24 protein-coding genes and 2 tRNA genes are annotated in these 26,572 nt (G+C 64.0%); 13 read left to right on the plus strand and 13 right to left on the minus strand.

Annotated features, from left to right (window positions below; genetic code table 11):
- Positions 1–48 precede the first annotated feature (48 nt).
- Together glyS and ppdK are read left to right on the plus strand one after the other, a co-directional pair.
- Entirely contained in the window at positions 49–2,421 is a 2,373-nt protein-coding gene (gene glyS, locus F4U95_RS13110; RefSeq protein ID WP_150425968.1) for a glycine--tRNA ligase subunit beta, read from the plus strand.
- A gap of 139 nt (positions 2,422–2,560) precedes the next feature.
- A complete protein-coding gene (gene ppdK, locus F4U95_RS13115; RefSeq protein ID WP_150425969.1) occupies positions 2,561–5,260 on the plus strand; it encodes a pyruvate, phosphate dikinase in 2,700 nt (899 codons plus the stop codon).
- Between the two features lie 55 nt (positions 5,261–5,315).
- Here the strand turns inward: ppdK and F4U95_RS13120 are convergent, their stop codons facing one another.
- A complete protein-coding gene (locus tag F4U95_RS13120) occupies positions 5,316–5,792 on the minus strand; it encodes a hypothetical protein (protein ID WP_150426084.1) in 477 nt (158 codons plus the stop codon).
- 126 nt (positions 5,793–5,918) lie between these two features.
- Here F4U95_RS13120 and F4U95_RS13125 point away from each other — a divergent pair.
- Together F4U95_RS13125 and F4U95_RS13130 are read left to right on the plus strand one after the other, a co-directional pair.
- Positions 5,919–5,995: transfer RNA gene (locus tag F4U95_RS13125), tRNA-Arg, on the plus strand.
- A 55-nt stretch (positions 5,996–6,050) separates the two neighbouring features.
- Positions 6,051–6,127: transfer RNA gene (locus F4U95_RS13130), tRNA-Arg, on the plus strand.
- Positions 6,128–6,181: 54 nt separating this feature from the next.
- Here the strand turns inward: F4U95_RS13130 and F4U95_RS13135 are convergent.
- The 10 genes from F4U95_RS13135 to F4U95_RS13180 form a co-directional block, all read right to left on the minus strand.
- Positions 6,182–7,633: a cobyric acid synthase gene (locus tag F4U95_RS13135; RefSeq protein ID WP_150425970.1), complete on the minus strand. Its 1,452-nt coding sequence runs from the start codon at positions 7,631–7,633 to the stop codon at positions 6,182–6,184.
- 40 nt (positions 7,634–7,673) lie between these two features.
- Positions 7,674–9,299, minus strand: a complete 1,626-nt coding sequence (locus tag F4U95_RS13140) for a pilus assembly protein TadG-related protein (protein ID WP_150425971.1) — start codon at positions 9,297–9,299, stop codon at positions 7,674–7,676.
- Positions 9,296–9,748, minus strand: coding sequence for a TadE/TadG family type IV pilus assembly protein (locus F4U95_RS13145; RefSeq protein ID WP_246171590.1), 453 nt, complete (start codon positions 9,746–9,748; stop codon positions 9,296–9,298). The genes F4U95_RS13140 and F4U95_RS13145 overlap by 4 nt, the downstream gene beginning before the upstream one ends.
- A 162-nt stretch (positions 9,749–9,910) precedes the next feature.
- Positions 9,911–10,795: a PAS domain-containing protein gene (locus F4U95_RS13150; RefSeq protein WP_150425972.1), complete on the minus strand. Its 885-nt coding sequence runs from the start codon at positions 10,793–10,795 to the stop codon at positions 9,911–9,913.
- Positions 10,796–10,902: 107 nt separating this feature from the next.
- A complete protein-coding gene (locus tag F4U95_RS13155) occupies positions 10,903–11,118 on the minus strand; it encodes a hypothetical protein (protein WP_120250048.1) in 216 nt (71 codons plus the stop codon).
- Positions 11,119–11,144: 26 nt separating this feature from the next.
- Positions 11,145–12,407 carry an N-succinylarginine dihydrolase gene (locus F4U95_RS13160; protein ID WP_150425973.1) on the minus strand — a complete coding sequence of 421 codons (1,263 nt, stop codon included), beginning with the start codon at positions 12,405–12,407 and terminating at the stop codon, positions 11,145–11,147.
- Complete coding sequence (locus F4U95_RS13165) at positions 12,404–13,411, minus strand: arginine N-succinyltransferase (RefSeq protein ID WP_150426086.1); 1,008 nt, start codon at positions 13,409–13,411, stop codon at positions 12,404–12,406. The genes F4U95_RS13160 and F4U95_RS13165 overlap by 4 nt, the downstream gene beginning before the upstream one ends.
- 8 nt (positions 13,412–13,419) lie before the next feature.
- Positions 13,420–14,667 (minus strand): hydrolase, encoded by a 1,248-nt coding sequence (locus F4U95_RS13170; protein WP_150425974.1) that lies wholly within the window; start codon positions 14,665–14,667, stop codon positions 13,420–13,422.
- A gap of 59 nt (positions 14,668–14,726) precedes the next feature.
- Entirely contained in the window at positions 14,727–15,635 is a 909-nt protein-coding gene (locus F4U95_RS13175; RefSeq protein ID WP_150425975.1) for a DUF481 domain-containing protein, read from the minus strand.
- Positions 15,636–15,690: 55 nt separating this feature from the next.
- Positions 15,691–16,176, minus strand: a complete 486-nt coding sequence (locus F4U95_RS13180; RefSeq protein WP_120252053.1) for an RNA pyrophosphohydrolase — start codon at positions 16,174–16,176, stop codon at positions 15,691–15,693.
- A 220-nt stretch (positions 16,177–16,396) separates the two neighbouring features.
- Between F4U95_RS13180 and F4U95_RS13185 the strand changes: the two genes are divergently transcribed.
- Together F4U95_RS13185 and F4U95_RS13190 are read left to right on the plus strand one after the other, a co-directional pair.
- Positions 16,397–17,773 (plus strand): cryptochrome/photolyase family protein, encoded by a 1,377-nt coding sequence (locus F4U95_RS13185; protein WP_150425976.1) that lies wholly within the window; start codon positions 16,397–16,399, stop codon positions 17,771–17,773.
- Positions 17,774–17,809: 36 nt separating this feature from the next.
- On the plus strand, positions 17,810–19,075 hold the full coding sequence (locus F4U95_RS13190) for an SAM-dependent methyltransferase (RefSeq protein WP_150425977.1): 1,266 nt from the start codon (positions 17,810–17,812) through the stop codon (positions 19,073–19,075).
- Between the two features lie 4 nt (positions 19,076–19,079).
- Here F4U95_RS13190 and F4U95_RS13195 read toward each other — a convergent pair whose 3' ends face one another.
- Together F4U95_RS13195 and purF are read right to left on the minus strand one after the other, a co-directional pair.
- On the minus strand, positions 19,080–19,796 hold the full coding sequence (locus tag F4U95_RS13195) for an SDR family NAD(P)-dependent oxidoreductase (RefSeq protein WP_150425978.1): 717 nt from the start codon (positions 19,794–19,796) through the stop codon (positions 19,080–19,082).
- Between the two features lie 120 nt (positions 19,797–19,916).
- A complete protein-coding gene (gene purF, locus F4U95_RS13200; protein WP_232015937.1) occupies positions 19,917–21,377 on the minus strand; it encodes an amidophosphoribosyltransferase in 1,461 nt (486 codons plus the stop codon).
- A gap of 213 nt (positions 21,378–21,590) precedes the next feature.
- Here purF and ccmC point away from each other — a divergent pair, with 213 nt between their 5' ends.
- From ccmC to F4U95_RS13230, 7 genes are all read left to right on the plus strand, one after another.
- A complete protein-coding gene (ccmC, locus tag F4U95_RS13205) occupies positions 21,591–22,316 on the plus strand; it encodes a heme ABC transporter permease CcmC (protein WP_150425979.1) in 726 nt (241 codons plus the stop codon).
- A 1-nt stretch (position 22,317) separates the two neighbouring features.
- Positions 22,318–22,452: a hypothetical protein gene (locus F4U95_RS25370; RefSeq protein WP_281347235.1), complete on the plus strand. Its 135-nt coding sequence runs from the start codon at positions 22,318–22,320 to the stop codon at positions 22,450–22,452.
- A 10-nt stretch (positions 22,453–22,462) separates the two neighbouring features.
- Positions 22,463–22,909, plus strand: coding sequence for a cytochrome c maturation protein CcmE (gene ccmE / locus F4U95_RS13210; protein ID WP_150425980.1), 447 nt, complete (start codon positions 22,463–22,465; stop codon positions 22,907–22,909).
- Positions 22,910–23,036: 127 nt separating this feature from the next.
- Positions 23,037–24,980 (plus strand): heme lyase CcmF/NrfE family subunit, encoded by a 1,944-nt coding sequence (locus F4U95_RS13215; protein ID WP_150425981.1) that lies wholly within the window; start codon positions 23,037–23,039, stop codon positions 24,978–24,980.
- Positions 24,977–25,504: a redoxin family protein gene (locus tag F4U95_RS13220; RefSeq protein WP_150425982.1), complete on the plus strand. Its 528-nt coding sequence runs from the start codon at positions 24,977–24,979 to the stop codon at positions 25,502–25,504. The genes F4U95_RS13215 and F4U95_RS13220 overlap by 4 nt, the downstream gene beginning before the upstream one ends.
- Positions 25,501–25,911: a cytochrome c-type biogenesis protein gene (locus tag F4U95_RS13225; protein ID WP_150425983.1), complete on the plus strand. Its 411-nt coding sequence runs from the start codon at positions 25,501–25,503 to the stop codon at positions 25,909–25,911. The genes F4U95_RS13220 and F4U95_RS13225 overlap by 4 nt, the downstream gene beginning before the upstream one ends.
- Entirely contained in the window at positions 25,908–26,552 is a 645-nt protein-coding gene (locus F4U95_RS13230; protein WP_150425984.1) for a tetratricopeptide repeat protein, read from the plus strand. Before F4U95_RS13225 ends, F4U95_RS13230 begins: the two co-directional genes overlap by 4 nt.
- Positions 26,553–26,572: the final 20 nt, after the last annotated feature.

The raw sequence follows: 26,572 nt of genomic DNA on the forward strand, positions 1-26,572 counted from the left end.
CCGTTCGATTGCGGCCCCAGCCTTCGCTGGGGCTTCGGAGGAAATCGCATGACTGATTTCCTCCTTGAAATCCGCTGCGAAGAAATTCCGGCGCGCATGCAGTTGAAGGCCTCCGACGACCTCGCCCGCCTCTTCACCGAGGAGCTGGCCAAGGCCGGCCTGAAGCCCGCGTCGATCGACAGCTTCGTGACGCCCCGCCGTCTAGCGCTGATCGCGCGCGACCTGCCGCTGGAAACGGCGGCCGTCAGCGAAGAGTTCAAAGGCCCGCGCACCAGCGCCCCGGCGCAGGCGCTGGAAGGCTTCCTGCGCAAGACCGGCCTTCGCCAAGACCAGTTGGAAGATCGCGACGGCGTGTGGTTCGCCGTGGTGAACAAGCCCGGCCGCGCGACCGCCGATGTGCTGGCCGAAGCTGTCCCCGCCGTCATCCGCGCCTTCCCCTGGCCCAAGTCGATGCGCTGGGGCGCGGCCAGCCAGACGACCGAAAGCCTGCGCTGGGTCCGGCCCCTCAAGGGGATCGTCGCGATCCTGGGTGAAGAACTGGTCGATATCGCGGTGGAGGATGTGCGGTCTGGCTATGCCACGCTTGGCCATCGCTTCCACCATGCCGGGGAAATCACCATCGGCGGCGCGGACGACTATGTCGAAAAGCTGCGCGCCTGCCATGTGATCGTCAGCCATCAGGAACGGCAGGCGATCATCGCGGCAAAGGCCGACGAAGCCGCTGCCGCGCATGGCTATAGCGTGATCGAGGACAAGGGGCTGATCGCGGAAAATGCGGGGCTGACCGAATGGCCGGTGCCGCTGCTGGGCGATTTCGACCCGGCCTTCCTTGAGGTGCCGCCTGAAGTCATTCAGCTGACCCTCCGGATCAACCAGAAATATTTCGTGCTGCGTGATGGCGATGGCAAGCTGGCGCCCGCCTTCATCTGCACCGCCAATATCGAGGCGAAGGATGGCGGCGCGGCGATCATCGCCGGCAACCGCAAGGTGCTGGCCGCGCGCCTGAGCGACGCCCGCTTCTTCTGGGAGCAGGACCGCAAGACGCCGCTGGCGGATCATGCGCTGAAGCTGGAACGCATCACCTTCCACGAAAAGCTGGGCACTGTCGCCGACAAGGTGGAGCGGGTCGCCAAGCTGGCCCGCTGGCTGGTGGAAGAGGGGATCGTTGCCCCCACCACAACCGTCACCCCCGCGAAGGCGGGGGTCGCAGGCGACAGCGCGCCGACGCCTGAGATGCCAGCCTTCGCTGGCATGACGAAGGAAGAGTTGGCCGACCTCGCCGAACAGGCCGCTCGCCTGGCCAAGGCGGACCTCGTCACCGAAATGGTCGGCGAATTCCCCGAATTGCAAGGCGTGATGGGCGGCTATTACGCCCGAGCCGAACGCCTGCCGGATGCCATGGCCGACGCTATCCGCGACCATTACAAGCCGGTCGGGCAGGGCGATGATGTGCCGACTGCGCCGGTGACGGTGGCGGTGAGTTTGGCGGACAAGCTGGATACGTTGGCTTGTTTCTTCATAGCTGATCTTCCCCCAACCGGGTCAAAAGATCCTTTTGCATTGAGGCGTGCTGCTATTGCGGTGATTGAATTACTAAGTCGCAATGATTTGCGTACTCGACTCAGCTTGCCAATTCATTTGGGGATGGCTCGTGCCGCGGGTCGTGTTGTGGGTTACGAATGGTTTAAAAAGCTTGAAAATCTAGCTAAAGCCAGAAGTGATGGGGGTGATCCCATGACCCAGGAAGAGTATATAAATACACAGGCGCAATTTACGCAGCGAGCAACCTCTCAAGAAGAACTAGACAAGTTTTCTGCGCGCGCGGGAGACAAGGCTGACAAGCTTCTCGATTTCTTCGCCGATCGCCTCAAGGTCCAGCAGAAGGAAGCGGGCGTCCGCCACGACCTGATCGACGCCGTGTTCGCGCTGGGCGGCGAGGATGATCTCGTCCGGCTGCTCGCCCGTGTGAAGGCACTTCAGTCCTTCGTCGCGACCGACGACGGCGTGAACCTGCTCGCAGGGTACAAGCGCGCCGCCAATATCCTCAAGAAGGAAGCGCCTGATCTTTCCGTCACCCCAGCTAAGGCTGGGGTCGCAGGCGATGGCGCGCTGCCTCATGAGACCCCAGCCTTCGCTGGGGTGACGAAAGGGGAACTGTCCTACACGCCCGAACATGCCGAAGCTGACCTGCTCGCCGCGCTCGACATAGCGGAGCCCCAAGCGGCGCAGGCTGTTGCGGCCGAGGATTTCGAGGGCGCCATGGCCGCGCTTGCCACGCTTCGCGCGCCGATCGACGCCTTCTTTGAAAGCGTCACGGTCAACGACGCCGATCCGGCGAAGCGCACGACTCGCCTCGCGCTGCTGGCGCGGGTGCGTGCTGCGGTGCACAACGTGGCGGACTTTTCGAAAATTACGGGATAAGGACATTAAATTCCGAAATGAATGGGAAATATGCGAAGTTAAGCGCGTTATCTCCTATTCTATTCTATCTTAAATCGCTATTTGCGACATTATTATTGCATCGCACAACACGGCAATCAGTGCAGGGAGAGCCGGATCTATGGTTACGACGGAAGAGGCCATCATGAACAGCACCGCGACCCGCTATGTCTATCGTTTCGGCGGCGGCGTGGACGATGGCGGTCAGGGCGACCGCAATCTGCTGGGCGGCAAGGGCGCCAATCTGGACGGCATGGCGGCGATCGGCCTGCCGGTGCCGCCGGGCTTCACCATCACGACGGACATGTGCACCCGCTATTATGTGGACGGTGGCAAATATCCCGAAAGCCTGAACGCCGAAGTCGCCAATGGCATCGCGCATATCGAGGGCATCACCGGCAAGCGTTTCGGCGATGCCGCCGATCCGCTGTTGGTGTCGGTCCGTTCGGGTGCGCGCGCGTCGATGCCCGGCATGATGGACACCGTCCTCAACCTCGGCCTCAACGACGAAACCGTGATCGGCCTGGCCAACACCTCGGGCGACGAGCGTTTCGCCTGGGACAGCTATCGCCGTTTCATCCAGATGTATTCGGACGTCGTGCTGGAACTGGACCATGGCGCGTTCGAGGAAGCGCTCGAAATCGCCAAGGAAGATAATGGCTATACGCTCGATACCGAGCTGACCGCCGACGACTGGAAGACGCTGGTCGCCGAATATAAGGCGCTGGTCCAGAAACTGTGGAACAAGCCCTTCCCGCAGGATGTGCATGACCAGCTGTGGGGCGCGATTTCGGCCGTGTTCGGCTCCTGGCAGTCGGAGCGTGCGAAGGTATATCGCCGCCTCAACAACATCCCCGGCGAATGGGGCACCGCCGTCAATGTGCAGGCGATGGTGTTCGGCAATATGGGTGAGACGTCGGCCACCGGCGTCGCCTTCACGCGCGATCCGTCGACCGGCGAAAACGCCTATTATGGCGAATATCTGATCAACGCGCAGGGTGAGGATGTCGTCGCCGGCATCCGCACCCCGCAATATCTGACGCTGGCCGCGCGCGAGCGGGCAGGGGCCAAGCCGCTGTCGATGGAAGAGGCGATGCCGGAAACCTATGCCGAACTGGCGAAGGTGTTCGAAATCCTCGAAACCCATTATCGCGACATGCAGGACATCGAATTCACGGTGCAGCAGGGCAAGCTGTGGATGCTGCAAACCCGTTCGGGCAAGCGCACCGCCAAGGCCGCGCTGAAAATGGCCGTGGATATGGCGCATGAGGGCCTCATCACCGAAGAAGAAGCCGTCGCCCGCGTCGATCCCGCCGCGCTGGACCAGCTGCTTCACCCGACCCTCGATCCCAGCGCGCCGCGCGATGTGCTGACCAAGGGCCTGCCGGCCTCGCCGGGCGCCGCATCGGGCCTGATCGTGTTCGACGCCGACACTGCGGAGCGCCGCGCCGAACTGGGCGACGCCGTCATCCTCGTCCGTGTCGAAACTTCGCCGGAAGATATTCACGGCATGCACGCGGCCAAGGGCATCCTGACCGCGCGTGGCGGCATGACCAGCCACGCCGCCGTCGTGGCGCGTGGCATGGGTCGTCCCTGCGTCTCGGGCGCTGGCGGCATTTCGATCGACGGCAAGACCAAGATCCTGCGCGTGGGCGGTCGTGAGTTGAAGGAAGGGGACATCCTGACCATCGACGGGTCGACTGGCGAAGTGATGGCCGGCGAAGTGCCGACGGTTCAGCCCGAATTGGCCGGTGATTTCGGCACGTTGATGGTGTGGGCGGACAAGGTTCGTCGCCTCAAGGTGCGCGCCAACGCTGAAACGCCGCAGGACTGTAAGGTCGCGCGCGAATTCGGCGCGGAAGGCGTGGGCCTGTGCCGGACCGAACATATGTTCTTCGACGCGGCGCGCATCACCGCCGTCCGCGAAATGATCCTGGCCGACAGCGAGAAGGGCCGCCGCGTAGCGCTCGACAAGCTGCTGCCCGAACAGCGGGACGATTTCGCACAGATCTTCATGGTGATGGCCGGCCTGCCGGTCACCATCCGCCTGCTCGATCCGCCGCTGCACGAATTCCTGCCGCATGGCGAAGCGGAGTTCGAGGAAGTGGCGAAGGGGGCTGGCGTCAGCGTCGATACGCTCAAGCGGCGCGCCGCCGAACTGCATGAATTCAACCCGATGCTGGGGCATCGCGGTTGCCGCCTGGGCGTGACCTATCCCGAAATCTACGAGATGCAGGCGCGCGCCATCTTCGAAGCGGCGCTGATCGTGAAGGCGCGGGGCGGCGAAGCGCCGATCCCGGAAATCATGATCCCGCTGGTCGCCACGCGCAAGGAACTGGAGCTGATGAAGGCGATCGTCGATCGCGTTGCAGCCGAAGTGTTCGAAGAACAGGGCAACAGCGTCGACTATCTGGTCGGCACCATGATCGAACTGCCGCGCGCAGCGTTGAAGGCCGGTGAGATCGCCGAAGTCGGGGAGTTCTTCTCGTTCGGCACCAACGACCTGACGCAGACGACGATCGGCATCAGCCGCGACGATGCTGGCCGGTTCCTGACGCAATATGTGGACAAGGGCATCTTCGCCCGCGATCCCTTTGTCAGCATCGATGTGGAAGGCGTGGGCGAACTGATCGAACTGGCGGCGGAACGCGGTCGCAAAACCCGTCCGGGCATCAAGCTCGGCATCTGCGGCGAACATGGTGGCGATCCGGCTTCGATCGCCTTCTGTGAGCAGACCGGCCTCGATTATGTCTCGGCATCGCCCTACCGCGTGCCGATCGCTCGCCTCGCTGCGGCGCAGGCCGCGCTCGCGAAGAAGTGATATGAAAAGGGCGGGGCATCAAACCCTGCCCTTTTTTCCTTTTGGCTAAGCCTATTTAGCCGAACAGGCCGCGCTTGCGGCCATGCGCGAGATCATCGGCCTGCTTGCGCCAATCTTCATGGGTGATGGTGCCAGGCTTCAGGCCCAGACGCGCCTCCAGCGTGGCTTCCTGCTCGGCATTGAGCGCGGCGATCTGGCCATAGCGATGATAGCCAGCCTCGTTCAACGCAACCTCCTGCGCCTGACTGACCCCGCTGATCCGGCTCAGATCGTCGCGGCCATGCACCGCGCCCGCAACCGCCGTGGCGGTGCCAGCGCCGATCGGCCCGGTCGACTGCCGCTCCAGTTCCGCGATGCGGGCATTGGACGCCTCGATCCGCGTGTCGCGATCCTTGATCGCCTGGCGATGGGCAATCTGCTCGTCACGCCACAGTCGACGATATTTACCGCGACCGCTCATCATCAGGCCCAGCAGCCAGCCGATCACCAGTGCAATCAGCAGCAGCGCCGCCTCGTTCAGATTGAAGCTCATCATCGAATCCTCCTGACCGCATCAACGAAAAACGGGGGTTAAAAGTTGCCGGGCCATAAAAGTGCAAGAAAGGGAAAAAAGGGGCTTGCCCAATCTGCTAAGCGCTTCTATCTGCGCCTCTCCAACGCACCCGTAGCTCAGCTGGATAGAGCATCAGACTACGAATCTGAGGGTCGGACGTTCGAATCGTTCCGGGTGCACCATTGGAAACATCGTGATAGGTTTTGGCTTCAAGCCTTTGCCTTTGCATAGAAAAGTGCACCCGTAGCTCAGCTGGATAGAGCATCAGACTACGAATCTGAGGGTCGGACGTTCGAATCGTTCCGGGTGCACCATTCTCCCTGCGGTGGAGAAAAATCAGGCGGCGAAAGCCGCCTTTTTCTTTGCCCTCACGCCATGGCCAGCGCGACCATCGCGTCGATATCGACATGCGCTTCGAGCAGCGCGGCAACCTCATCCAGCGCATCCTCGACCGACTGGTCATAGTCCGCACCGGTCGATTGACCGCCCAGCCGTTGTAACAGGGCATCGCGCAGGGCGGTGCTGCCCAGCAGGCCATGGACATAGCTGCCCATCACCCTCCCGTCGCGACTGATCGCGCCATCCGGCCGTGCGCCATCAAGCAGCGCGAAGGGCCGCTCGCAGTCGGGACCGGCAGTGGCGCCCATATGCATTTCATAGCCGCCAAAATCGGCATCCAGCGCGCGGCCCCGCACCTGCTCCAGCGTCTTGCCGGCCGACAGCCGCGTGTCCACGTCGAGCAGGCCCAGCCCCGCGACCGATCCCGCCGGCCCCTCCAGCCCATCGGGGTCGGCGATGGTCCGCCCCAGCATCTGATAGCCGCCACACAGGCCCAGCACGGCCCCACCGCGCCGATGATGGGCGCGAATGTCGATGTCCCATCCCTGCGCCACCAGCGCGCGCATATCGGCAATGGTCGCCTTCGATCCCGGCAGTATCACGAGCGCCGCGTCGCCGGGAATGGCCTGACCGGGGCCGATCATGCGCAGGTCGATGCCCGGCTCCAGCTTGAGCGGGTCGAGATCGTCGAAATTGGAAATGCGCGGCAGGACCGGGCAAGCGACGACCAGCGGCGCGGCAGAGGAGAATATCCGCCGCTCCAGCACAACCGCATCCTCGCTGGGCAGGCGGGCAACGGCGTCCAGCCATGGCACCACGCCAAAGCCACGCCAGCCCGACAGCGCCTCGATCTGGCGATAGCCATCCTCGAACAGGGCCGGGTCGCCACGGAATTTGTTGATCAGGAAACCTTGGATCATCGCCGCATCGTCCGGGTCGATCACCGTGCGGGTGCCGACCACCGCCGCGATCACGCCGCCACGGTCGATATCGCCCACCAGAATGACGGGAAGGTTGGCAGCGCGCGCGAAGCCCATATTGGCGATGTCGCCGCCGCGCAGGTTGATTTCGGCCGGCGACCCGGCACCTTCGACAACGACGATGTCGCACTGGCCGCGCAACCGGTCGTAGCTTTCCAATACGGCGCCCAGCAACTGTCCCCGCGCGCTGCGGAAATTGCCGGAGCCCAGCGTCCCACGCACCTGGCCATGGACGATCAATTGCGATGTGCGATCGGCCTGCGGCTTCAGCAGCACCGGGTTCATGTCCGTATGCGGCGCCACGCCGCAGGCGATGGCCTGCAAGGCCTGCGCCCGGCCGATCTCGCCCCCGTCGCTGGTGACGGCGGCATTGTTAGACATATTTTGCGGCTTGAACGGACGCACCCGATAGCCCCGGCGCAGCAGCGCGCGGCATAGCCCCGCCACCAGCACCGATTTGCCGACGTCCGATCCGGTTCCCTGCAACATGATAGCGCCCATGCAACGCTCCTGAAGGCGGAGCGACGCGAAGGCAAGGGGATCAGGCGACGATGGACGCCATGCCGCACCGGCGCTGATGCACACGTACCTCCGCCGATCCCACGCGGACGCCCAATGTCGCGGTGACGCTGTTGACGATGCCGTCCAGCAGGGGCGCCGTGGTGCCCAGCAGGGCGCCCACGAGCGGTGTCAGTGGGCTGTTGCTGACAGTCAGGCCCAGTAACGACACCTGAAGCTGCGTCTGCCCCGCCAGGCTGGCAGCTATCCCCTGGGTCAGATCCTGCGTGCCGATGGTCTTGGCCTGTTGCGCGCCGATCTCTGCTGGGGAAAAATGGACATTGTGGGTTTGCGTGCCGCCCAGAGCGATATTGGCATAGCCGGTGACGCGGGTGCCCAATGCCTGTGCCAGTACGGTGGCGCGCGGGCTGGCCGGCACGGAGAAATTGGTCAGCGCGTTCATATCGATATCGCCCAGCGCGGCCACACCCACCGATGGCGTAACCGCAAGCGTGACGCCGCCCGTTTCTCCGCATTGGATATCGGACAGACGTGCTTCGGCGGCGGCCAGTTCGATATAGAGCGGGATCCGCACCGATGCGATGCCCGACAGGGCGGTGGCAACCGTGCTTTCCAGATAGAGGCGTGTTTGCGCCGTGCGCAACACCACGTCGCGCTTGGCGGTGATGCTCATCAATGGGGATCTGGCCTGCCCTTCGCCCGTCACCAGCATCAGCCTTGTGCTGGTCAGGCCAGGTACGGCGATGCGCAGGTCCATCGGGATCGTAGTGCCGGACGGCGGGCTGAGGAGCATGCGCAACATGGAGAAGGCGTCGAGCACCACGCTGGGCTGGCCACTGGCATTGGCGGCGCCGCGCATGGGGCCAAGATCGATAATGTCGCTCAGCCGCACGGACCGGCCCGGTATGCGGCCCGCCAGTGCCAGCAGCGTGTGGGTGGCGGCACTGTTGCCTGCGCTGTCCGCCATCGCACCCAGCAGATCTGCCAGAGGAATGTCCCGGTCGAACAGCGCGCCATATGCTTCGCCATTTCGCCCGGTTCGCGCGCGTAGCGCATCCGCAAACCCCAACAGGTCCAGGTCTGCGCTGACCAGCCCATTATAGTCCATCACCGACAGATTGAGCTCGGTTCCGGCCAGGTTGGACAGAAGCATGTTGGGCAAGCCGCCGCTGAGCGAGGCGAGGCCCGTGCCAAGGGAGAAGGCTGCCGCATCGCTGCGGGCCGCGGTTGCCCGCGCGCTCAGGTCTATGCCATCGCGCCCGACCAGCAACCGGCCGAAGAAAAGCGGTGTGCGTCTGCGCAGTTCGACCCGCATCGCGCCGCCGGTCGGATCGTTGGCGCGGAACCGCTGCTCCACCGGTACGGTTGGGTCGGCGGCATAGCTGCCGGTGTCGAGCGTAGCCAGAGCGATGCCGTTGACGCCGCTCTGGTCGATCAGCTGTACGGCGGCGGAGCGCCCGCCATCGGCGGCGGCCAGCGCCGCTGCATCCGCCACGCCCTGCAATTGGCGACGGGCGAGATAGACGGACCCAAGATCGACCGCGACGGTCGCAGCCCCCGCCAGCATGAACAGCGATCCGGCCAGGATCAGCGTAACGCCCCCGCGCCGGTCCCGCGTGAGCGCGCGATGAAAGGGCGCGCGGATCATTGGCTGTTGATCCGCACGACCGCGCTACGCTCCAGCGTGGCGCCGGGCAAGGGGAGCGGCATGGCGGCGAAGAGCGGGGCGTTGGCCAGATTGTAGCGCAGCGTCACCCGGTAATAGCCGCTATTCTCCCCCGTGCTGACGCCGATCGTCTGGGCAGCGGGGGCGGGGAAGGCGGCGCGGGCGGCAATGATGCTCTGGTCGACCAGGGTGCGGCGCTCATTGGTGGTCAGCCCGCCCACTGAGGCACGAGCGGCATCATTGGCTGCCTGTTGCAGGCTATGGGCCGTCATGAACCAGCTGCCATAGCCCAATATGCCCATCAGCAGCAGGATCAGAACCGGCAGGACGAAGGCTGCCTCGATCAGGCTGCTGCCGGCCTGATGGCGGATAAGCCGGATAAGCAGCCGGCATGGTCGGGCAAGGATGCTATCGCAGGTCATGAAAGCCATGGTAGCGCGCATGGTTCAATATCGGGTTTGCCGACCATCCGTCGCGATTGACGGATTTTACATAGGCTTTGGCATGGGTATCCGGACGGGAACGGGCGATTTCGCGCAAATCTTGTGCTGGGCGGATGCGCTCTGTCCGATATGGACGTTGTTGGCGGCAAATCAGGGCATGCTATGCGAGGTGACGACGATCACCGCACCCTCCGTCCCGTAAATGCCATGCAGGCGCGCGATGGCGGCATCTACGGGCGCGAGTACCCCCTCATTGGTCAGCAACTGGGTGGCAAAGCGCATGTCGCCCTCACCCCGCAACACCCGCTCCAGCCGTTCGCGAAACAGCGGGCGGGAGGGCAGTTCGACCAGATCGGCGATCGGCACATCGGCCAGGCGATCGGCAGCAAGGCCGACCATCGCGCAGAAGCTGTCGTTCACCACCTCGATGAAGCCGCGCATCGACACACGGACATAGCCTACGCCGCCATGCACGCCCATGGCTTTGAGGATCGCCGATTTGACGTCGGCCAACCGATGGCGCTGCATGTCGGCAGTAATGTCCCGCAACAACAGAGCGACGCCACCGGCAAAGGGGAATGTCTGCACATGCAGCCACACATCATCGCGAAAGGGGGAGGGGATATCGGCCCCGCTGGCTTCGCCGGAGGACAGGCTGTGGCGGATATGCGCTTCCGTCAGCGATCCGGCCAGTTCGGGAAAGGCGTTCCATAAGGATTGCCCTTCCAGATCGCGGTCCCAACGCTTGGCCATGGCCAGCGCCACGCCATTTACATAAGTGATGGCGAGGTCCGGCCCGCACAGGACCAGCCCCTGATGCATGCGCGCCGCCAGTTCGAAGGTACGATCGGGGGCCGGCGCTTCGTCATCCCCAACCGCCATCGTCCGAAACCGGTCCAGCCCCATGAAGACATGGGTTTCGCGGCCATGATGCGTCACCATCACCGGCTCACGCGATCCGACTTCCCGCCAATGGGCGAAGTTGCGCACCAGTTCGGCGGCGGGCACGCTGCGCCTGCGACGATCATCCAGCATGTCACTTTCCCTCCATGAACCCAACGGAGGGAGGATAGTGCAGATCGGGCGGATCGGATCGCGCAGTTCGATCCGTTATGGAAGAAGCCGGCGATTACAGCGGATGATTACAGGCCGCGCTGATAGTCCAGCGCATCGATGATCTTGCCCCCGGCCATGAAGACCGCGCCCGAACAGGCGAGCGCCAGCAGGTGGCCGCCGGTGCCCGGATATTGTTGCATATAGACATGCCCACGCTCGGCCGCGCCCAGCGCCAGCGCATAGATGACCAGAAACGCCTCGAACTTGGTCTTGATGGTGAAGAGGCTCTTGATCCGTTCCATATCATCCCGTCCGGCTTGCCCTGCCGTCAGGGAGACAAGTCGCCCGACAGCTGCAAATGGTCAACAAGAGTTAACCATGATTGTTCGATCCGGGCAATCAGCCGCGTGTCGCCCAAATCCTGGGGTTCGATGGATAATGGCCAATATTGGGACACGATCTGCGCAATATCATCCAAGCGCGCTTCGTCCACCAGGAAGCGGGGGTCGATGTCGGCGGGGTCGGCCACCACGCGCAATCGGAGGCAGGCGGGGCCGCCGCCATTGGCCATGGATTGGCGCACGTCGACAGGTACCAGTCGGCGGATCGGACCATTGCCGGCGATCAACTGCTCAAGCCATTGCCAGACCGCCGGCGTCTCTTGCGCTTCGGTCGGCAGGATCAGCGCCATGCCGCCGCCGTCGGGCAGGGTGACGAGTTGCGCGTTGAACAGATAGGATTTGATCGCATCGCTCAGGCTGACCGCGCTGGCCGGTACCTCGACGATGTCGACACAGGGCAGAGCCGCGCGCAGGTCGGCGTAGAAGGTCGCCTTGTCGGCAAAGGCCTGCTCATGGGCGAAGAGCACATGCTCGTTGGCCACGGCCACGACATCATTGTGAAAGGCCCCTGCGGCGATCGCCGCTTCGGATTGCTCGACGAACAAAGTGCGGGCGGGGTCCAGGCCATGGTTGCGGGCGATCGCCTTGCTCGCCTCGACATGCTGGCGCGCGGGGAAGGCACCGCCCGCACGGCCATAGACGAAGACTTCGATGCCAGCCTCGCCATGGCTCTGTGCCAGTCGCATATGGTTGGCCGCGCCCTCGTCACCGAAAGGCGCCGGGATCGGATCATGCACGGCGAAGGCCCGGCTGTCGGAAAAGGCGATGCGCAATTGTGCCAGCGTCTGGGGCCATTCATGGCTGCGATGCGGCATGGTGACGAGGTTGGCGACGGTCAGGTGCGTGCGCCCATCCGCCGTGTCGCTGGCCGGCGAGATGGTCGCGGCGTTGGCCGCCCACATGGAGGAAGCGGACATGGCCGCCGCCCGGATATGCGGTTCCGCATTGCCGACATCCGTGCCCAGCTTCGTCAGCCAGGCGACGTCGGGCCGCCATTGCGGCAGGAAGATGCCTTGCGTCAGGCCGAGGCGGATATTGCCCCGCATCTTCTCCAGCCCCTGAAGCGCCGCCGCGCGCGGATGCGACACGCCACCGGCATTGCGCGCGGAGGCGAGGTTGCCAAGGCTGAGGCCCGCATAATTATGGCTGGGACCGATGATCCCGTCGAAATTGATTTCCCGGATGCTCATGCCCGGCCCGCCATGGTGAAGGACGCTCCGATATCGAGGCCAAGTCGTGCTGCGCTGGCCGCGTCGAGCGATATGTCGCCCTTGTCGTCCTGCTGCACGAAACCCCAGGTGCAGCGATAGTCGGCCAGTCGGCCGGTCGCGATCAGCATCTTGTCGCCGCCCTTGTCATGGGTGGCGGACAAAGTGACGTCGCGCGCGCCGGCGATCGTGCGCAGCTGGTCGATCTGCCCCACCATGGTCGGGCCGCCATCGAAAATGTCGACATAGCCCGCATTGTCGAAGCCCTCCGTCTCCAGCATCCGCATCGCCGCGCGGCCATTGGGGTGGGGCAGGCCGATGACGGCGCGGGCGCTGTCGGTCAGCATGGCGGTGTAGATCGGCGTCTTGGGCATCAGGTCGGCGATGAACTGGTTGCCGTTCACCGCATTGAATTCGTCCGCTTCCTGAAAATTCATGCCGAAAAAGCGGCCGGCCAGACCGTCCCAGAAGGGCGACCCGCCTGCCTCGTCGATCACGCCGCGCAATTCGGCCAGCACCTTGTCGCCGAAGCGGCTGCGATGCGCGCGGATGTAAAGATAGCGGCTGCGCGCCAGCAGCAGGCCCAGCCCCTCGGCCCGCTCGCGCGGATGCAGGAACAGGCCGCCGACCTCCGCCGATCCTTCCAGATCGGTGGTGAGCGAGAGCATCTGCGCGCGGAAGGTGCGGCCCAATTCCCGGCTATGCTGGGTCAGCACGCCCAGACGATAGCTGTAGAAGGGCCAGCTTTGCCCGACGGTGGAGAATATCTGGCAAGTGCCGCGCACCTGCCCCGTTTCGACATTTTCCAGCACCATGACGATCAGTTCGTCCTCAATGCCGTCGCCTTCGCGCGCCAATGCTTTTTCGGTTCGCTCCAGCTTGGCGGCCAACGACGTGCGGTCGGGCGGCAGGTTGGTGAAGCCACCGCCGGTCAGCTTGGCCATTTCATAGAGCGTTTGCAGATCGTCCGCGCGCGCGATGCGCATGATGAAGCTCAAGCGGTCATCCCCTCTGTCTGATTATGTCCTGGTATGAATTGCCCCTGCGCGATCCGCCATATGGCCAGCGCCGACAGTTGCGCCCGTTCAGGCAGGCTGTCGGTCAGCAGAAATTCGGCATCGCTATGAATGCTGCCGCCGCGCACGCCCATCGTGTCGACCACAGGCACACCGCAGGCGGCGATATTGTTGCCGTCGCACACGCCGCCCGTGTCGCGCCAGCCGATGCTGAGGCCCAGATCCGCGCCGCATTGCCGGACCAGCCCGAACAATGCCTGCGCCTTGCCGTCCATCGGCTTGGGCGGGCGGCCGAAGCTGCCATGCAGATGCAGGCTGACGTCATGGTCGCGGGCGACATCGGCCATGGCCCGGTCGATCAGTGCGCGGGCGGCGATTTCGTCCGCCGGTGTCCGGGGCCGGAAATTGACCCGCAGCACGGCGTGGTCGGGCACGACATTGTTCGGGCCGCCGCCGTCGATCTTCGCCGGGTTGCAGGAAAAACCGCTGCCTTTGCTACCCGCCTTCAAGCGCAGCGCCAGATCGGCGGCGGCGAGCAGGGCATTGCGCCCATCATCGGGATTGCGGCCGGCATGGGCGCTGAGGCCGGTAACGATGATCGAGAAATTGCCGCTCCCTGCGCGCGCGCCGGCCAGCGTCCCGTCCGGCAGGGCCGACGGTTCATAGGTGAAGGCCGCCAGCTTACCCGCCGCAGCCGTCCGCAGCAGCGCGGCAGAAGACGCGCTGCCCACTTCCTCGTCGCTGTTGATGATGACGTCATAGCCCAGCGTCGCCACCGCCTCCGATCCCTCGATCGCGGTCAGCGCCGCCAGCATGACGGCGATGCCACCCTTCATATCGGCGACACCGGGGCCGTTCAGGATGCCCGGTTCCAGCCAGCGCTGCTCCTGAAACGGATGATCGATGGGAAAGACCGTGTCCATATGCCCGGTCAGCAACAGCCGGATCGGCGCATCGGGGCGAACCGACAGGTGAAGGTGCCGGCCATGGGCGATCGGTTGAACGCGCCCGTCCTGCGTCACGCTCTCGACCGGCGCCGGGGCGATCAGGCGCAGGTCGCCGGGCAGGATGGAAAAGGCGTCGGCCAGCACATCCGCCATTTGAGCAAGCCCGTTCAGATTGCGCGAGCCGCTGTTGATCGCGGCCCAGGCCTGCGTCTGCGCCAGCATCGGCGCGGCAGCCGCGCGATCGAGCAATAGCCGTTCCTGCGATGAAAAATCCCTCATCCGCTTTGATCTATCAGAGCGCCGGGCCGGCCTCCACCCCCGCAATAAAATTGCGTGGTTCAGAAATCATAGGTCAGGGTCAACCGGCTCAGCGTGTCGAGGTCGCGTGTCGTCAACAATGTCTCCGACTCATATTGGATATTGTAGGAAAAAGCCGCCGACAGTCTTGTGCTGACCTTCGTTTCGACCGAGGACAGGGCGTTGAGCGTATAGACGTCGCTCTCCGCATAGCCTGATGCGGTCTGCTTGAACGTCACCGTCGGCGTGGCGCGCCACGCCAGCGCCATCGATCCGCGAACGCCCAATTTCGTTTCCCGATCGCCGATCATATATTTGGCATGACGCACCGAAGGACCGATATCGGCCGACAGATCGACCGGCTTGCTGACGATAAGCTTGTACCCGACACCGACCGAAGCGGTGTAACGCTCGTCATAGCCGATCGACGTATCGCGCTCGAACTGGGCCAGGCCATAGGCGAAGCCGCGCGGGTCGAACTCGTAGCGCGGCTCATAGCCGGCGAAATAACGCTCGCGCGATGTCACGCCGTTGGCGCGGCGATAGTCTGCAGCGGCAGTCAGCTTGTGCGACCATTGCAGGCCGGCGCGGGTGGCCGTGGCCGATGCACTGATGCCCAATTCGCTGGTGGAGCCGGTGGAACGGAAGCCGCCGGCCTCGATCCGGCCGGTCCATAGCTCGTTGAAGCGCGCCTCGCGAATCACAGTGTCATGCGTGGCCTTGGTCCGTTCCTTCCAGCTATTGACCATGCGCTGGATTTCGTCGGCCGATGCCGGATTGGTCTGCTTGGCGATTTTCGACACGGTGGCGATGTCGGTTTCGTTGCCGTTGGCGATCGCCGCTTCCATCATCTCGCGCACGGCGGGTGGCAGCAGGGCCGATTCGGCTGCCTGCGCAGCGGCAGGCAGGGCAGCAATCAGCAACGACAAGGGGATCAGACGGGCATGCATAGGCCCGTCATAGACAAGCGACAGCAGATTTTAAGCCCCCAAAACGCCCATCTGGTCAGATAAGCGCCCGGAACTCCTGCAATATGTCGCGATACAGCTTGCGTTTGAACGGCACGATCAACTCCGGCAGCGTATCGGGCGCTGTCCAGCGCCATTCCCGAAATTCAGGATGCTTGGTCTGGATATCGATGTCGCTGTCCTTGCCGATAAAGCGGGCCAGGAACCAAAATTGGCGTTGGCCGCGATATTTGCCGCCCCACAGCTTGCCGACCAGTTCAGGCGGCAGATCGTAGAAATGCTCGTCCTTGGCCGTGGCGATGATCTCGACCAACTCGCTGCGGATGCCGGTTTCCTCTTCCAATTCGCGCAAAGCGGCGGCTTTCGCTTCTTCGCCTTCGTCGATGCCGCCCTGCGGCATCTGCCACGCCTCGACCACATTATCGAGCCGCTGACCCACGAACACCTTGCCATCCGTGTTGACGAGCATGATCCCGACGCACGGCCGGTATCCCAATTCCTGATCGTTCGGCATCGAAGCCATGATTTCCCCAAACAAATATTGTGACGGCGTCTTTCCATCCCCTGAAAGGCCGCCATCGCCGAACATCGGCGTCTTCGCCAGAATAAGCGGGGTGAGGCCCCGCGTCCATTGGCCGAATCATCATCCTGCCGATTTGCGACCGATCGATGCCACCATAACGAAGGCAATATGCCCCAATGGCCGCTTGGAACCGCACGCCATGGCGCGCATTGGCTTGGGCATGTCCAAACCCGTCCTGCTCTGGCTCCGCCAGGATCTTCGCCTGTCCGATCAGGCTGCACTGACAGCCGCCGCCAGCGAAGGTCCGGTCATACCCGTCTATATATTGGACGATGAAAGCCCACGCCAATGGGCGATGGGCGGTGCGGCCCGCTGGTGGCTGCACCATAGCCTGAGCCGGCTGGACGAAAGCCTGCGGGACAAGGGGTCGCGCCTGATCCTGCGGCGCGGCAAGAGCGTGGATGTGCTGGCGGCGCTGGCGAAGGAAGTGGGCGCATCGCGGATCCATGCGCTGCATCATTATGAGCCATGGTGGCGCAATGCCGAAAAGGCGGTCGCCAGGCTGCTGGACCTGTGTCTGCATGACGGCGGCCTGTTGCTTCCGCCCGGTGCCGTGCGGACGGGGGCAGGGGGCATGTATCGTATCTACACGCCCTTTGCCCGCGCGGTGATGGAGCATATGCCGCCACCGCCGCCCCATCCCGCGCCGGCCCATATAGAAGCGCCGACGCAATGGCCCAAGAGCGAGTCGCTGGAGAGTTGGGCGTTGCTGCCGACAAAGCCGGATTGGGCGCCGGGCTTTGCGAAGGACTGGACGCCGGGGGAAAAGGGCGCGCGCGCCAATGTCGCGAATTTTCTCGATGAAGCGGGCGACTACCCGACCGCCAGAAACCTGCCTTCGATTGAGGGCACGTCGCGTCTGTCCGCGCATCTTCACTTCGGCGAAGTGACGCCTGCCTATGTCTGGCACCGTGTCGAAAGTTCAGGGCATGATGCAACAATCTTTCTTAAAGAGCTGATCTGGCGGGATTATGCCCATGTCCAGATTTGTGAATTGCCCACCTACGGATCGGCCAATGCCAGGACGGATTTCGACCGGCTGAACTGGCGCGACCTGCGGGAAGCGGGGCCGGACTTCACGGCCTGGAAGACGGGACGTACCGGTTATCCGATCGTAGACGCCGGCATGCGGCAGCTTTGGATGACGGGATGGATGCATAACCGTGTGCGCATGATTGCCGCCAGCTTCCTGATCAAGCATTTGCTGATCGACTGGCGCCATGGCGCGCGCTGGTTTTGGGACACGCTGGTCGATGCCGATTATGCCAATAACAGCGTCAATTGGCAGTGGGTGGCGGGCAGCGGCGTGGACGCCAATCTCTTCACCCGCATCATGGCGCCGCTGACACAGTCGGACAAGTTCGACGCGGCCGACTATATTCGCGAATGGGTGCCTGAATTGGCCGACCTGTCCGATGCGGTGATCCATGATCCCGACGCCCATGGCGCGCGCGCGTCCAACTACCCCGCCAAGATCATCGGCCATCGCGAAGGGCGTGAGCGTGCGCTGGAGGCCTATCGCCGTAGCAAGGGGTGATTGCAGCGGCGCCCGGCTTGCGGCAGGATTGACGTCATGAATGCAACCGACCCCCGGCGCGGCAGGCGCGCGCTGTCCGTGCGACGTCCGCCGCGATCGGGCAAGCCACGAATATTGTCGCGTCTGATGGCGCCTGTCTTTCACCGGTTGCTCGATCGAATCGATTTGGGATTGGAAGAAGGCGCTCTGGAAGCCTCTTTGCCCGATGGCACGCGGCGCCTGTTGGGTGGCCGGGCGCCAGGACCGCAATGCGAGGTCGACCTGCAAAGCTGGCGCGCCCTGGTGCGGCTGGCCATCGGTGGATCGGCTGGCTGGTATCGCGCCTGGGCCGCAGGGGAGTGGGACAGCCCCGACCCCGTCCCGCTCTTCGCCCTGTTCATGCGCAACGCCGTGACCTTGGGGCAGGCGGCCCGTCCACGCGGTCCGGGGCGCTGGATCGGCCGGCTGGCGCACTGGGCACGACGCAACAGCCGTGTCGGATCGCGACACAATATCGCCTATCATTATGATCTGGGGAATGATTTCTACAGCCTTTGGCTGGACAAAAATATGCACTATTCCAGTGCCTTGTTTATCGATCCTGACGATCAACATGAAGAGTTGGAGCAGGCCCAGCGACGCAAGGTAGACGCGATCCTCGACCGTCTCGACCTGCACGATGGCGCATCGTTTCTGGAAATCGGCTGCGGCTGGGGTGGGCTGGCGGAGCAGGCGATGGAGCATAGCGCCATCGCCTATAGCGGGCTGACCCTGTCGACCGAGCAAGCCGACTATGCCCGCGACCGGTTGGGATCGGGCGCGCAGATATTGCTGACCGACTATCGGGACGCGCAGGGTCAATATGATGCCATCGCCAGCGTGGAAATGGTGGAGGCGGTGGGAGAGCGCTACTGGCCCGATTATGTCGCCGCCGTCCACCGCCTGCTGAAGCCCGGCGGCAGGGCGGCGATCCAATATATATTGATCGACGACGCGATTTTCGAATCCTACGCGCGCGGCGCGGACTTCATCCAGACCTATATCTTCCCCGGCGGCATGCTGATGTCGGAAAGCCGCTTTCGCGCGCTGGCGGAGAAGGCCGGGCTGGAATGGCGCGACGTTCATCGCTTCGGCCTCGACTATGCCGAAACACTGCGTCGCTGGCGGGTGCAATTCGACCGGGCGATCGACGATGGCCAACTCCCCGCCAGTTTCGACCAGCATTTCGTGGCCTTGTGGCGCTATTATCTGATGTATTGCGAAGGCGGCTTTCGCGGTGGCGGGATCGACGTGGCGCAGGTAACGCTGGTCAAGCCCGCCTGATCGATCAGCCCTCGACGCGTATGCGATGCCCGGTCGGCGCGTCAGACGTCACCAGATCGAGGATCGCCTGCCCGACCACTTCCGGCCCCTTCAGGCTCGCGGGATCTTCGCCGGGGAAGGCACGGGCGCGCATCGCGGTGCGGGTCGCGCCGGGATCGACGATATGGGTACGGATGGCGGAGATATTCTTCACCTCCTCGCCATAGGCGCCGACCAGAGTTTCCAGCGCCGCCTTCGACGCGCCATAGGCCCCCCAATAGGCGCGCGGCGCGGCGACGGAGGAGGTCAGCGCCACCACCCGAGCATCGCCGCTGGCGCGCAACATGGTGTCGAACGCGGCGATCAACGCTTGCGGTGCGGCGATGTTCAAGGTGAGCAGGCGGGCAAATTCCTTGGCATCGATCGCCGGCACCGCTGCCAGCGAACCGAGCGTCGCGGCATTCAGCACCAATATATCGAGCGCGCGCCAGCGGCCACCTATGGCCTGCGCCAAACGCCCGATACTCTCGCCATCGGCCAGGTCGAGCGGCGCGATCGTCGCGCTGCCGCCGGCCTGATGGATGCGATCCTCCACTTCCTCCAGCCCGCCGCTGGTCCGGGCGGTCAGCACGACATGCGCGCCGGCAGCGGCCAGCACCTCCGCCGTGGCGGCGCCGATGCCCCGGCTCGCGCCGGTGACGAGAGCCAGTTTGTCGGAAAGCGGAAGGTTGGAAGTAGACATGGAAATCCGTTCGTCCTGAGGAGGGCCTGAGTTTGGCGAAGACCCGTATCGAAGGATCCTTCGATACGCCACTTCGACTTCGCTCAGTGGCTACTCAGGACGAACGGGGATTTATGCTTGTCAGACGACGCGTTCGGCCAGCAGTTCCAACTGGTTGGTCACCACCGCATCATCCTGATCGGTCAGTTTGGTGGGATAGTCGCCGGTGAAACAGGCATCGCAATATTGCGGGCGGATGTCCGCGCGCTTGGCTTCGCCCAGCGCCTTGTACAGGCCGTCGATCGAGATGAAGGACAGGCTGTCGGCGTGGATGAAATCCTGCATGCCGCCCACGTCCAGCTTATGCGCCAACAGCTTCGTCCGCTCCGGCGTATCGACACCATAGAAGCAGCTATGCTTGGTCGGCGGCGACGCGATGCGCATATGCACTTCGGCCGCGCCCGCTTCGCGCATCATCTGCACGATCTTGAGCGACGTCGTACCGCGCACGATCGAATCGTCGATCAGCACGATCTTCTTGCCCTGGATCAGCGCGCGATTGGCGTTGTGCTTCAGCTTCACGCCCAGATGGCGGACCTTGTCCCCCGGCTGGATGAAAGTGCGGCCGATATAGTGCGAGCGGATGATGCCCAGTTCGAACGGAATACCCGATTGCTGGGCATAGCCGATCGCCGCCGGCACGCCGCTATCCGGCACCGGAATCACATAATCGGCCTCGACCGGATTTTCGATCGCCAACTGCGCGCCGATCGCCTTACGGACCGAATAGACGCTGGAATTGTCGATGATCGAATCGGGCCGGCTGAAATAGACATGCTCGAAAATGCAGGGACGGGCATGCGTCTCACCGAACGGGCGGTGCGAGCGGATATTGCCGTCATTGGTGACGATCACCAGTTCGCCCGGATCGATGGTGCGAACATAATCGGCGCCGACTACGTCCAGCGCCACGGTTTCCGACGCGAAGATGGTCGAATCGCCCAGCTTGCCCATCACCAGCGGACGGATGCCCAGCGGGTCGCGGCAGGCGATCATGCCTTCGGGCGTCATGACGATCAGCGAATAGGCGCCCTCTACCTGCTTCAATGCGTCGATGAACTTGTCGAGCAACGTGCGATAGCTGGAGGTCGCCACCAGATGGATGATGACTTCGGTATCGGACGTCGACTGGAAGATGGAGCCGCGGCGAATCAGTTCGCGGCGCACCTTCATCGCGTTGGAGATATTGCCATTATGGGCAATGGCGAACCCACCGCTGTTCAATTCCGCATAGAGCGGCTGGACGTTGCGCAGCGACGTTTCACCGGTGGTCGAATAGCGCACATGGCCGCAGGCGGTATCGCCCGGCAGGCCACGAATCACTTCGTCCCGGTCGAAATTGCCCGCCACATGGCCCATCGCCCGGTGGGTATGGAAATCATGCCCGTCCCAGCTGGTGATGCCTGCGGCTTCCTGCCCGCGATGTTGCAGAGCGTGAAGGCCGAGCGCGACCATGGCAGACGCCGTTTCCGCACCGGAAACGCCGAAAATGCCACATTCCTCGCGCAACTTGTCGTCGTCGAAGGGGTTTGTCGTAAACATGGGTGTGAGCGGTTCCATAGCCGTTCCTGACAACCCCAAGATGCGACCGGGGCTGTCTCTTGTGCGCGCATATAGTCACTCTCGCGCCGTTTGTCGCCCTCCTGTAACAAAAAAGCGTGGCAGGCTGTGGCAACGCTGCGTTTCGGCGGTCGGTCTATCGGCAAAATGCCCTACTGGCGCTGTTCCGCTTGCCCGGCTACAGACTCGATCCTGATGCATCGTTTCGCCAATCCCGCCCGCTTTTTGAAGATTGCACGTCCGCTGACGGGATGGCTCTTCTGGTCCGGCCTGCTGCTGCTGCTCGTTGGCGCCGCTTGCGGCCTGTTCGTGACACCGGCTGATTATCTTCAGGGGCAGACGGTCCGGATACTCTATATACATGTGCCTGCCGCCTGGCTGGGGATGGGCGGCTGGACCGGCATCGCCATCGCGGCGCTGATGCAACTGGTCTGGCGTCATCCGCTGGCGGCCGTCGCTGGCCGCGCGATCGCCGCGCCGGGCGCGCTGTTCACTGCCATCTGCCTGATGACCGGATCGATCTGGGGTCGTCCCACCTGGGGCACATGGTGGGAATGGGATGGGCGCATGACGTCCATGCTCGTCCTTTTCTTCCTCTATCTGGGCTATATCGCACTCGCCAATGCCAGCGCGCGGCAGGGTCGGCAGGGCGGGGTCAGCAATGTCACGGCGATCTTCGGGCTGGTCGGCGCGGTCAATATTCCTATCATCAACCGATCGGTCGTGTGGTGGAACAGTCTGCATCAGGGGCCGTCGATCACGCTGCGCGGGTCCAGCATCGATGGGTCGCTGCTCTGGCCGCTGGGCTTGACATTATTGGGTTTCAGCCTGCTCTTCGGTGCCATCGTGCTGATGCGGATGCGGGCGATACTGGCAGAAAATAAGGTCGAGGCGCGCATGCAGCGCCTGGCAAGAGGGTAGGATGATGAACCAATGGGCTTTCGTGATTGCCGCCTATGCGGTGACGCTGGCCGGCACCGCGCTCGTCAGCCTGATAAGCTGGCGCGCCATGCGCAGTGCGGAGCGCCGCGCCGATCAACTGTCGGATCGCGGGTGAAGGCGCGATCATGAAGGCCAAGCATCAACGGCTGATCCTCGCGCTGGCGGCGCTGGTAGCGCTGGTCGGCGCAGGCTTGCTCGCGGCCTCCGCCTTGAAGGATGAGGCTGCCTATTTCTATGCGCCGGCTGACGTAAAGACCAAGGGTGTCGAACCCGGCAAGGCGATCCGCCTGGGCGGCATGGTGGTCAAGGGCAGCCTGAAACGCGCGGCCGACGGCATAACCATCCATTTCGACGTCACCGACGGCAAGGCGACCGTGCCCGCGACTTTCAGCGGCATCGCGCCGGACCTGTTCAAGGAAGGCAGCGGCGTCGTAGCGGAGGGCGCTTTCGATGCGAAGGGCACGTTCATCGCGACCAACCTGCTGGCCAAGCATGACGAACGCTACATGCCGCGCGAATTGGAAGGCATGACCTATAATGAGACGACGCACGAGATGAAGGCGGACAAGTGACGATGGGTTTTCCTCCTCACCGTCATCCCGGCAAAGGCTGGGATCGCAATGCCTTGCTGACGGCATGCCCGAAGAAGAAGGATGCCAGCCTTCGTTGGCGTGACGAAGACGTAAATCGGGTGCGCACATGATCGCCGAAGTCGGCCTCGCCGCGCTCTGGCTCGCCGCGGCTCTCGCGCTGTTGCAATTGGTTCTGGCTTTTGCTGGCCTGAAAGGCGGCAAGCCCGAACTGCTCGGCGCCGTAAGGCCCGCCGCGGTGACGCAGGGCATCCTGACCGCCATCGCCTTCGCCGCGCTCATCACCCTGTTCATGCGGTCGGATATGTCCGTGCTGCTGGTTGTCACCAACAGCCATTCAATGAAGCCGTGGCTTTACAAATTCGCCGGCACCTGGGGCAATCATGAAGGCTCGATGCTGCTGTGGGTCACGGTCATGGGTGTGGCGGGCGCCGCCGTCGCCCTGTTCGAACGCGCCCTGAAACGTGATGCCCATATGGCGACGCTGGGGGGGCAGGCCGCTATTTCACTCGGTTTCTACGCCTTCCTGCTTTTCTCCTCCAATCCCTTCGCGCGCATCGCGCAGCCGCCAGCGGACGGGCAGGGGCTGAACCCGCTGTTGCAGGATCCCGGTTTGGCCTTCCATCCGCCGACCCTTTATCTGGGCTATGTCGGCCTGTCGGTCGCCTTCTCCTTCGCCATCGGTGCCTTGCTGACGCGGCAGGTGGATGCCGCCTTCGCCCGCGCGATGCGGCCATGGGTGCTGGCGGCTTGGGTATTGCTGACGCTGGGCATCACGGCGGGCAGCTATTGGGCCTATTATGAGTTGGGCTGGGGTGGCTGGTGGTTCTGGGATCCGGTCGAAAACGCCTCGCTCATGCCCTGGCTGGCGGCGACGGCTCTGCTGCATAGCGTCACCGTGCTGGCGACCCGCGATGCGTTGCGGGCCTGGACGATCATGCTGGCGGTGGTGGCTTTTTCCATGTCGATGGTCGGCACCTTCCTGGTCCGGTCGGGCATTTTGACCAGCGTTCATGCCTTCGCCGTCGATCCGCAGCGCGGCAGCTTCATCCTGGCGCTGCTCGCTCTCTATATCGGCGGCGCTCTGGCGCTGTTCGGCTGGCGGATCGGGTCGGTGCGCGAGGGCGCGCCGTTCGAACTGGTCAGCCGCGAAACCATGCTGGTCGTCAACAATCTGCTGCTGACGGTCATATTGGGGCTGGTGCTGATCGGCACCCTCTACCCGCTGATGACCGAAGCGTTCGGTCACAAGGTTTCGGTGGGTGCGCCTTATTTCGACCGGATCGCCGGGCCGATCGCGCTGGCGCTGATGGTCGCCATGGCGGCGGGGCCGCTGACCCGCTGGCGGAAGGATCGGGCGGGCGTTGTTGGAAAACGATTGCTGGTGCCGATCGCCATAGCATTTGTGGTGTCCATCTCGCTGTCGCTCTTCGCCTGGGCGCGCATCGGCATCCTGCCCTTCCTGGGTCTGGTCATCGCCGTCGCGGTCGGCGTCGCGAGCCTCGCTCCGCTGTGGAAGCGCAAGCTGTTGCGCACCCCGCTCTTCACCTATGGCATGGTCGTCGCGCATCTGGGTTGCGCCGTCAGCCTGGCCGGTATGGCCTGCGACTCCGCCTTTACGGTCGAAAAACTGGTGGCGGCACGACCGGGCGACATGATCCAGACCGCCGGTTGGTCGATCCGTTTCCGTCAGATCACGCCGATCGCCGGCGACAACTGGACCGCGCTTCAGGCGGATATGGATGCCGGTCGCGGCGGCCGTTCGGTCGTCATCCGGCCGCAATCGCGCTTCTTCGCCTCGCCGCCGACCACGACCAGCGAAGCGGCATTGCTGACCCGCTGGGACGGGCAGCTCTATGTCGTGCTGGGCGAAGAAGTGGAGGGCGGCCGCTGGCAGTTGCGTATCTGGTGGAAGCCCTTCGTCACCTTGATCTGGCTGGGCGGCATCATGATTGCACTCGGCGGCGCGCTGGCGCTGGTCGGTCGGGAACGGCGCGGCTGGCTGATGAAATGGCGGGCCCACAATATGACGACAGAGGGCGTCGAGGCATGAGGAAGCTGCTGATCTGGCTGCCACTTGCCCTGTTCCTCGCCTTTGTCGGGCTTTTCGCCACTGGCCTGTTCAAGCCGGACGACCGCGTGATCCATTCCCGGCTGGTGGGGCAACCGCTGCCGGCCTTCACCCTGCCGGCGGCGGCCAGCGATCGGCCTGCGCTCGCCAGCGCCCAGTTTGTCACGGGCAAGCCACGCCTGCTCAACATCTTCGCCAGCTGGTGTGTGCCCTGCGCCGCCGAAGCGCCGCAACTGATGGCACTCAAGCAGGCTGGCGTGGAGATAGACGCGATCGCCATTCGCGACGCCCGGCCGGACGTCGACGCCTTCCTCCAGCGCTATGGCAATCCCTATGCCCGGATCGGCCTCGACGCCCGCAGCGCGGTGCAGATGGCGCTCGGTTCGTCGGGCGTGCCGGAAACCTTCGTGATCGATGGCAAGGGGCGGATCGCTTACCAGCATATCGGGGATATTCGCGCGGACGATGTGCCGATGATCCTAGACCGGTTGAAGGACGCGCAATGAAGCTGATCCTTGCTCTTTTTTGCGCGCTGCTCGCGGTGCCAGCCGCAGCGCAGACCGCGCTGCCGCCCGCGCCCTGGGCCGACCGGCAGATTCCCGACGCTGCGCAGGAGCGCAAGGCGAAGGCGCTGATGGAAACCATCCGCTGCCTCACCTGTCAAAGCCAGTCGATCGCCGATTCGGGCGCCAGCATGGCCGGCGACATGCGATCGCAGATCCGCGAGCGCATCATGGCCGGCGAGCAGCCCGAGGCGATCCGTAGCTGGCTGATCGCGCGCTATGGCGACTGGGTCAGCTATGAACCCACCGCCGCGCCGATCCTGTGGCCGCTATGGGCCGCGCCGATCCTGCTGCTGGGGTTGGGGCTCCTGCTCTTGCGTGGGCGGATCAAGCGGAGGACGCGCGCATGACCGGCTGGTTCCTTGCCTTCGGCCTCGCGGCCATCGCCTTCCTTGCGCTGCTGCTGATCGGCCGCATTCCGCGATCGACTCGCGAAATCAGTGCGGCTGCGCTGCTGCTGGGCCTTGCCGGTTACGCCTGGCAGGGCAATCCGGGACTGGCCGGCGCACCGCGTCTCGCCAAGGACGCGGCCGGCGAGAAGTTCGACGAAAATCTGGCGGAGCGGCGACGCGGTCTGGCCGAGCGATTCGGTCCTGCGGCGCAGTGGATGATGCTGTCCGACGGGCTGGCGCGGCAGGGCAAGACCAAGGAAGCGGCCAATGTCTTGCTGTCGGGCCTGCGCGCCGCGCCAGACGATGCCAATCTGTGGCTGGGTCTGGGCAATGCGCTGATCGCCCATGCAGATGGCGTCGTATCCCCTGGCGCCGATTTCGCCTATCGCCGCGCATTGGCGCTCGATCCCGAAGGCCCGGCGCCGCGCTACTTCTACGGACTTGCTCTGGTTCGCAACGGCCAGTTGCAGGCCGCCCGTGACCTGTGGAAGCCATTGGCGGACAGCGCGCCTGCGGGCAGCCAGGTCAAGGCGGAACTGGACGCCAGCATCGCGCGTATCGACGCCATGCTTGCAGCGGGCGCGCCGCCGTCCCAATGATGCAGTGCAGCGTCCGCATT

The sequence above is a fragment of the Sphingobium limneticum genome, from assembly GCF_008710165.1.
Classification (GTDB): Bacteria; Pseudomonadota; Alphaproteobacteria; order Sphingomonadales; family Sphingomonadaceae; genus Sphingobium; species Sphingobium limneticum.

Excerpts from the sequence above, each read along its gene's own strand:
- glyS (WP_150425968.1), top strand. The coding sequence starts at position 49 with ATGACTGATTTCCTCCTTGAAATCCGCTGCGAAGAAATTCCGGCGCGC.
- ppdK (WP_150425969.1), top strand. The coding sequence starts at position 2,561 with ATGGTTACGACGGAAGAGGCCATCATGAACAGCACCGCGACCCGCTAT.
- F4U95_RS13120 (WP_150426084.1), bottom strand. The coding sequence starts at position 5,792 with ATGAGCTTCAATCTGAACGAGGCGGCGCTGCTGCTGATTGCACTGGTG.
- F4U95_RS13135 (WP_150425970.1), bottom strand. The coding sequence starts at position 7,633 with ATGGGCGCTATCATGTTGCAGGGAACCGGATCGGACGTCGGCAAATCG.
- F4U95_RS13140 (WP_150425971.1), bottom strand. The coding sequence starts at position 9,299 with ATGATCCGCGCGCCCTTTCATCGCGCGCTCACGCGGGACCGGCGCGGG.
- F4U95_RS13145 (WP_246171590.1), bottom strand. The coding sequence starts at position 9,748 with ATGGCTTTCATGACCTGCGATAGCATCCTTGCCCGACCATGCCGGCTG.
- F4U95_RS13150 (WP_150425972.1), bottom strand. The coding sequence starts at position 10,795 with ATGCTGGATGATCGTCGCAGGCGCAGCGTGCCCGCCGCCGAACTGGTG.
- F4U95_RS13155 (WP_120250048.1), bottom strand. The coding sequence starts at position 11,118 with ATGGAACGGATCAAGAGCCTCTTCACCATCAAGACCAAGTTCGAGGCG.
- F4U95_RS13160 (WP_150425973.1), bottom strand. The coding sequence starts at position 12,407 with ATGAGCATCCGGGAAATCAATTTCGACGGGATCATCGGTCCCAGCCAT.
- F4U95_RS13165 (WP_150426086.1), bottom strand. The coding sequence starts at position 13,411 with ATGCGCATCGCGCGCGCGGACGATCTGCAAACGCTCTATGAAATGGCC.
- F4U95_RS13170 (WP_150425974.1), bottom strand. The coding sequence starts at position 14,667 with ATGAGGGATTTTTCATCGCAGGAACGGCTATTGCTCGATCGCGCGGCT.
- F4U95_RS13175 (WP_150425975.1), bottom strand. The coding sequence starts at position 15,635 with ATGCATGCCCGTCTGATCCCCTTGTCGTTGCTGATTGCTGCCCTGCCT.
- F4U95_RS13180 (WP_120252053.1), bottom strand. The coding sequence starts at position 16,176 with ATGGCTTCGATGCCGAACGATCAGGAATTGGGATACCGGCCGTGCGTC.
- F4U95_RS13185 (WP_150425976.1), top strand. The coding sequence starts at position 16,397 with ATGTCCAAACCCGTCCTGCTCTGGCTCCGCCAGGATCTTCGCCTGTCC.
- F4U95_RS13190 (WP_150425977.1), top strand. The coding sequence starts at position 17,810 with ATGAATGCAACCGACCCCCGGCGCGGCAGGCGCGCGCTGTCCGTGCGA.
- F4U95_RS13195 (WP_150425978.1), bottom strand. The coding sequence starts at position 19,796 with ATGTCTACTTCCAACCTTCCGCTTTCCGACAAACTGGCTCTCGTCACC.
- purF (WP_232015937.1), bottom strand. The coding sequence starts at position 21,377 with ATGTTTACGACAAACCCCTTCGACGACGACAAGTTGCGCGAGGAATGT.
- ccmC (WP_150425979.1), top strand. The coding sequence starts at position 21,591 with ATGCATCGTTTCGCCAATCCCGCCCGCTTTTTGAAGATTGCACGTCCG.
- F4U95_RS25370 (WP_281347235.1), top strand. The coding sequence starts at position 22,318 with ATGATGAACCAATGGGCTTTCGTGATTGCCGCCTATGCGGTGACGCTG.
- ccmE (WP_150425980.1), top strand. The coding sequence starts at position 22,463 with ATGAAGGCCAAGCATCAACGGCTGATCCTCGCGCTGGCGGCGCTGGTA.
- F4U95_RS13215 (WP_150425981.1), top strand. The coding sequence starts at position 23,037 with ATGATCGCCGAAGTCGGCCTCGCCGCGCTCTGGCTCGCCGCGGCTCTC.
- F4U95_RS13220 (WP_150425982.1), top strand. The coding sequence starts at position 24,977 with ATGAGGAAGCTGCTGATCTGGCTGCCACTTGCCCTGTTCCTCGCCTTT.
- F4U95_RS13225 (WP_150425983.1), top strand. The coding sequence starts at position 25,501 with ATGAAGCTGATCCTTGCTCTTTTTTGCGCGCTGCTCGCGGTGCCAGCC.
- F4U95_RS13230 (WP_150425984.1), top strand. The coding sequence starts at position 25,908 with ATGACCGGCTGGTTCCTTGCCTTCGGCCTCGCGGCCATCGCCTTCCTT.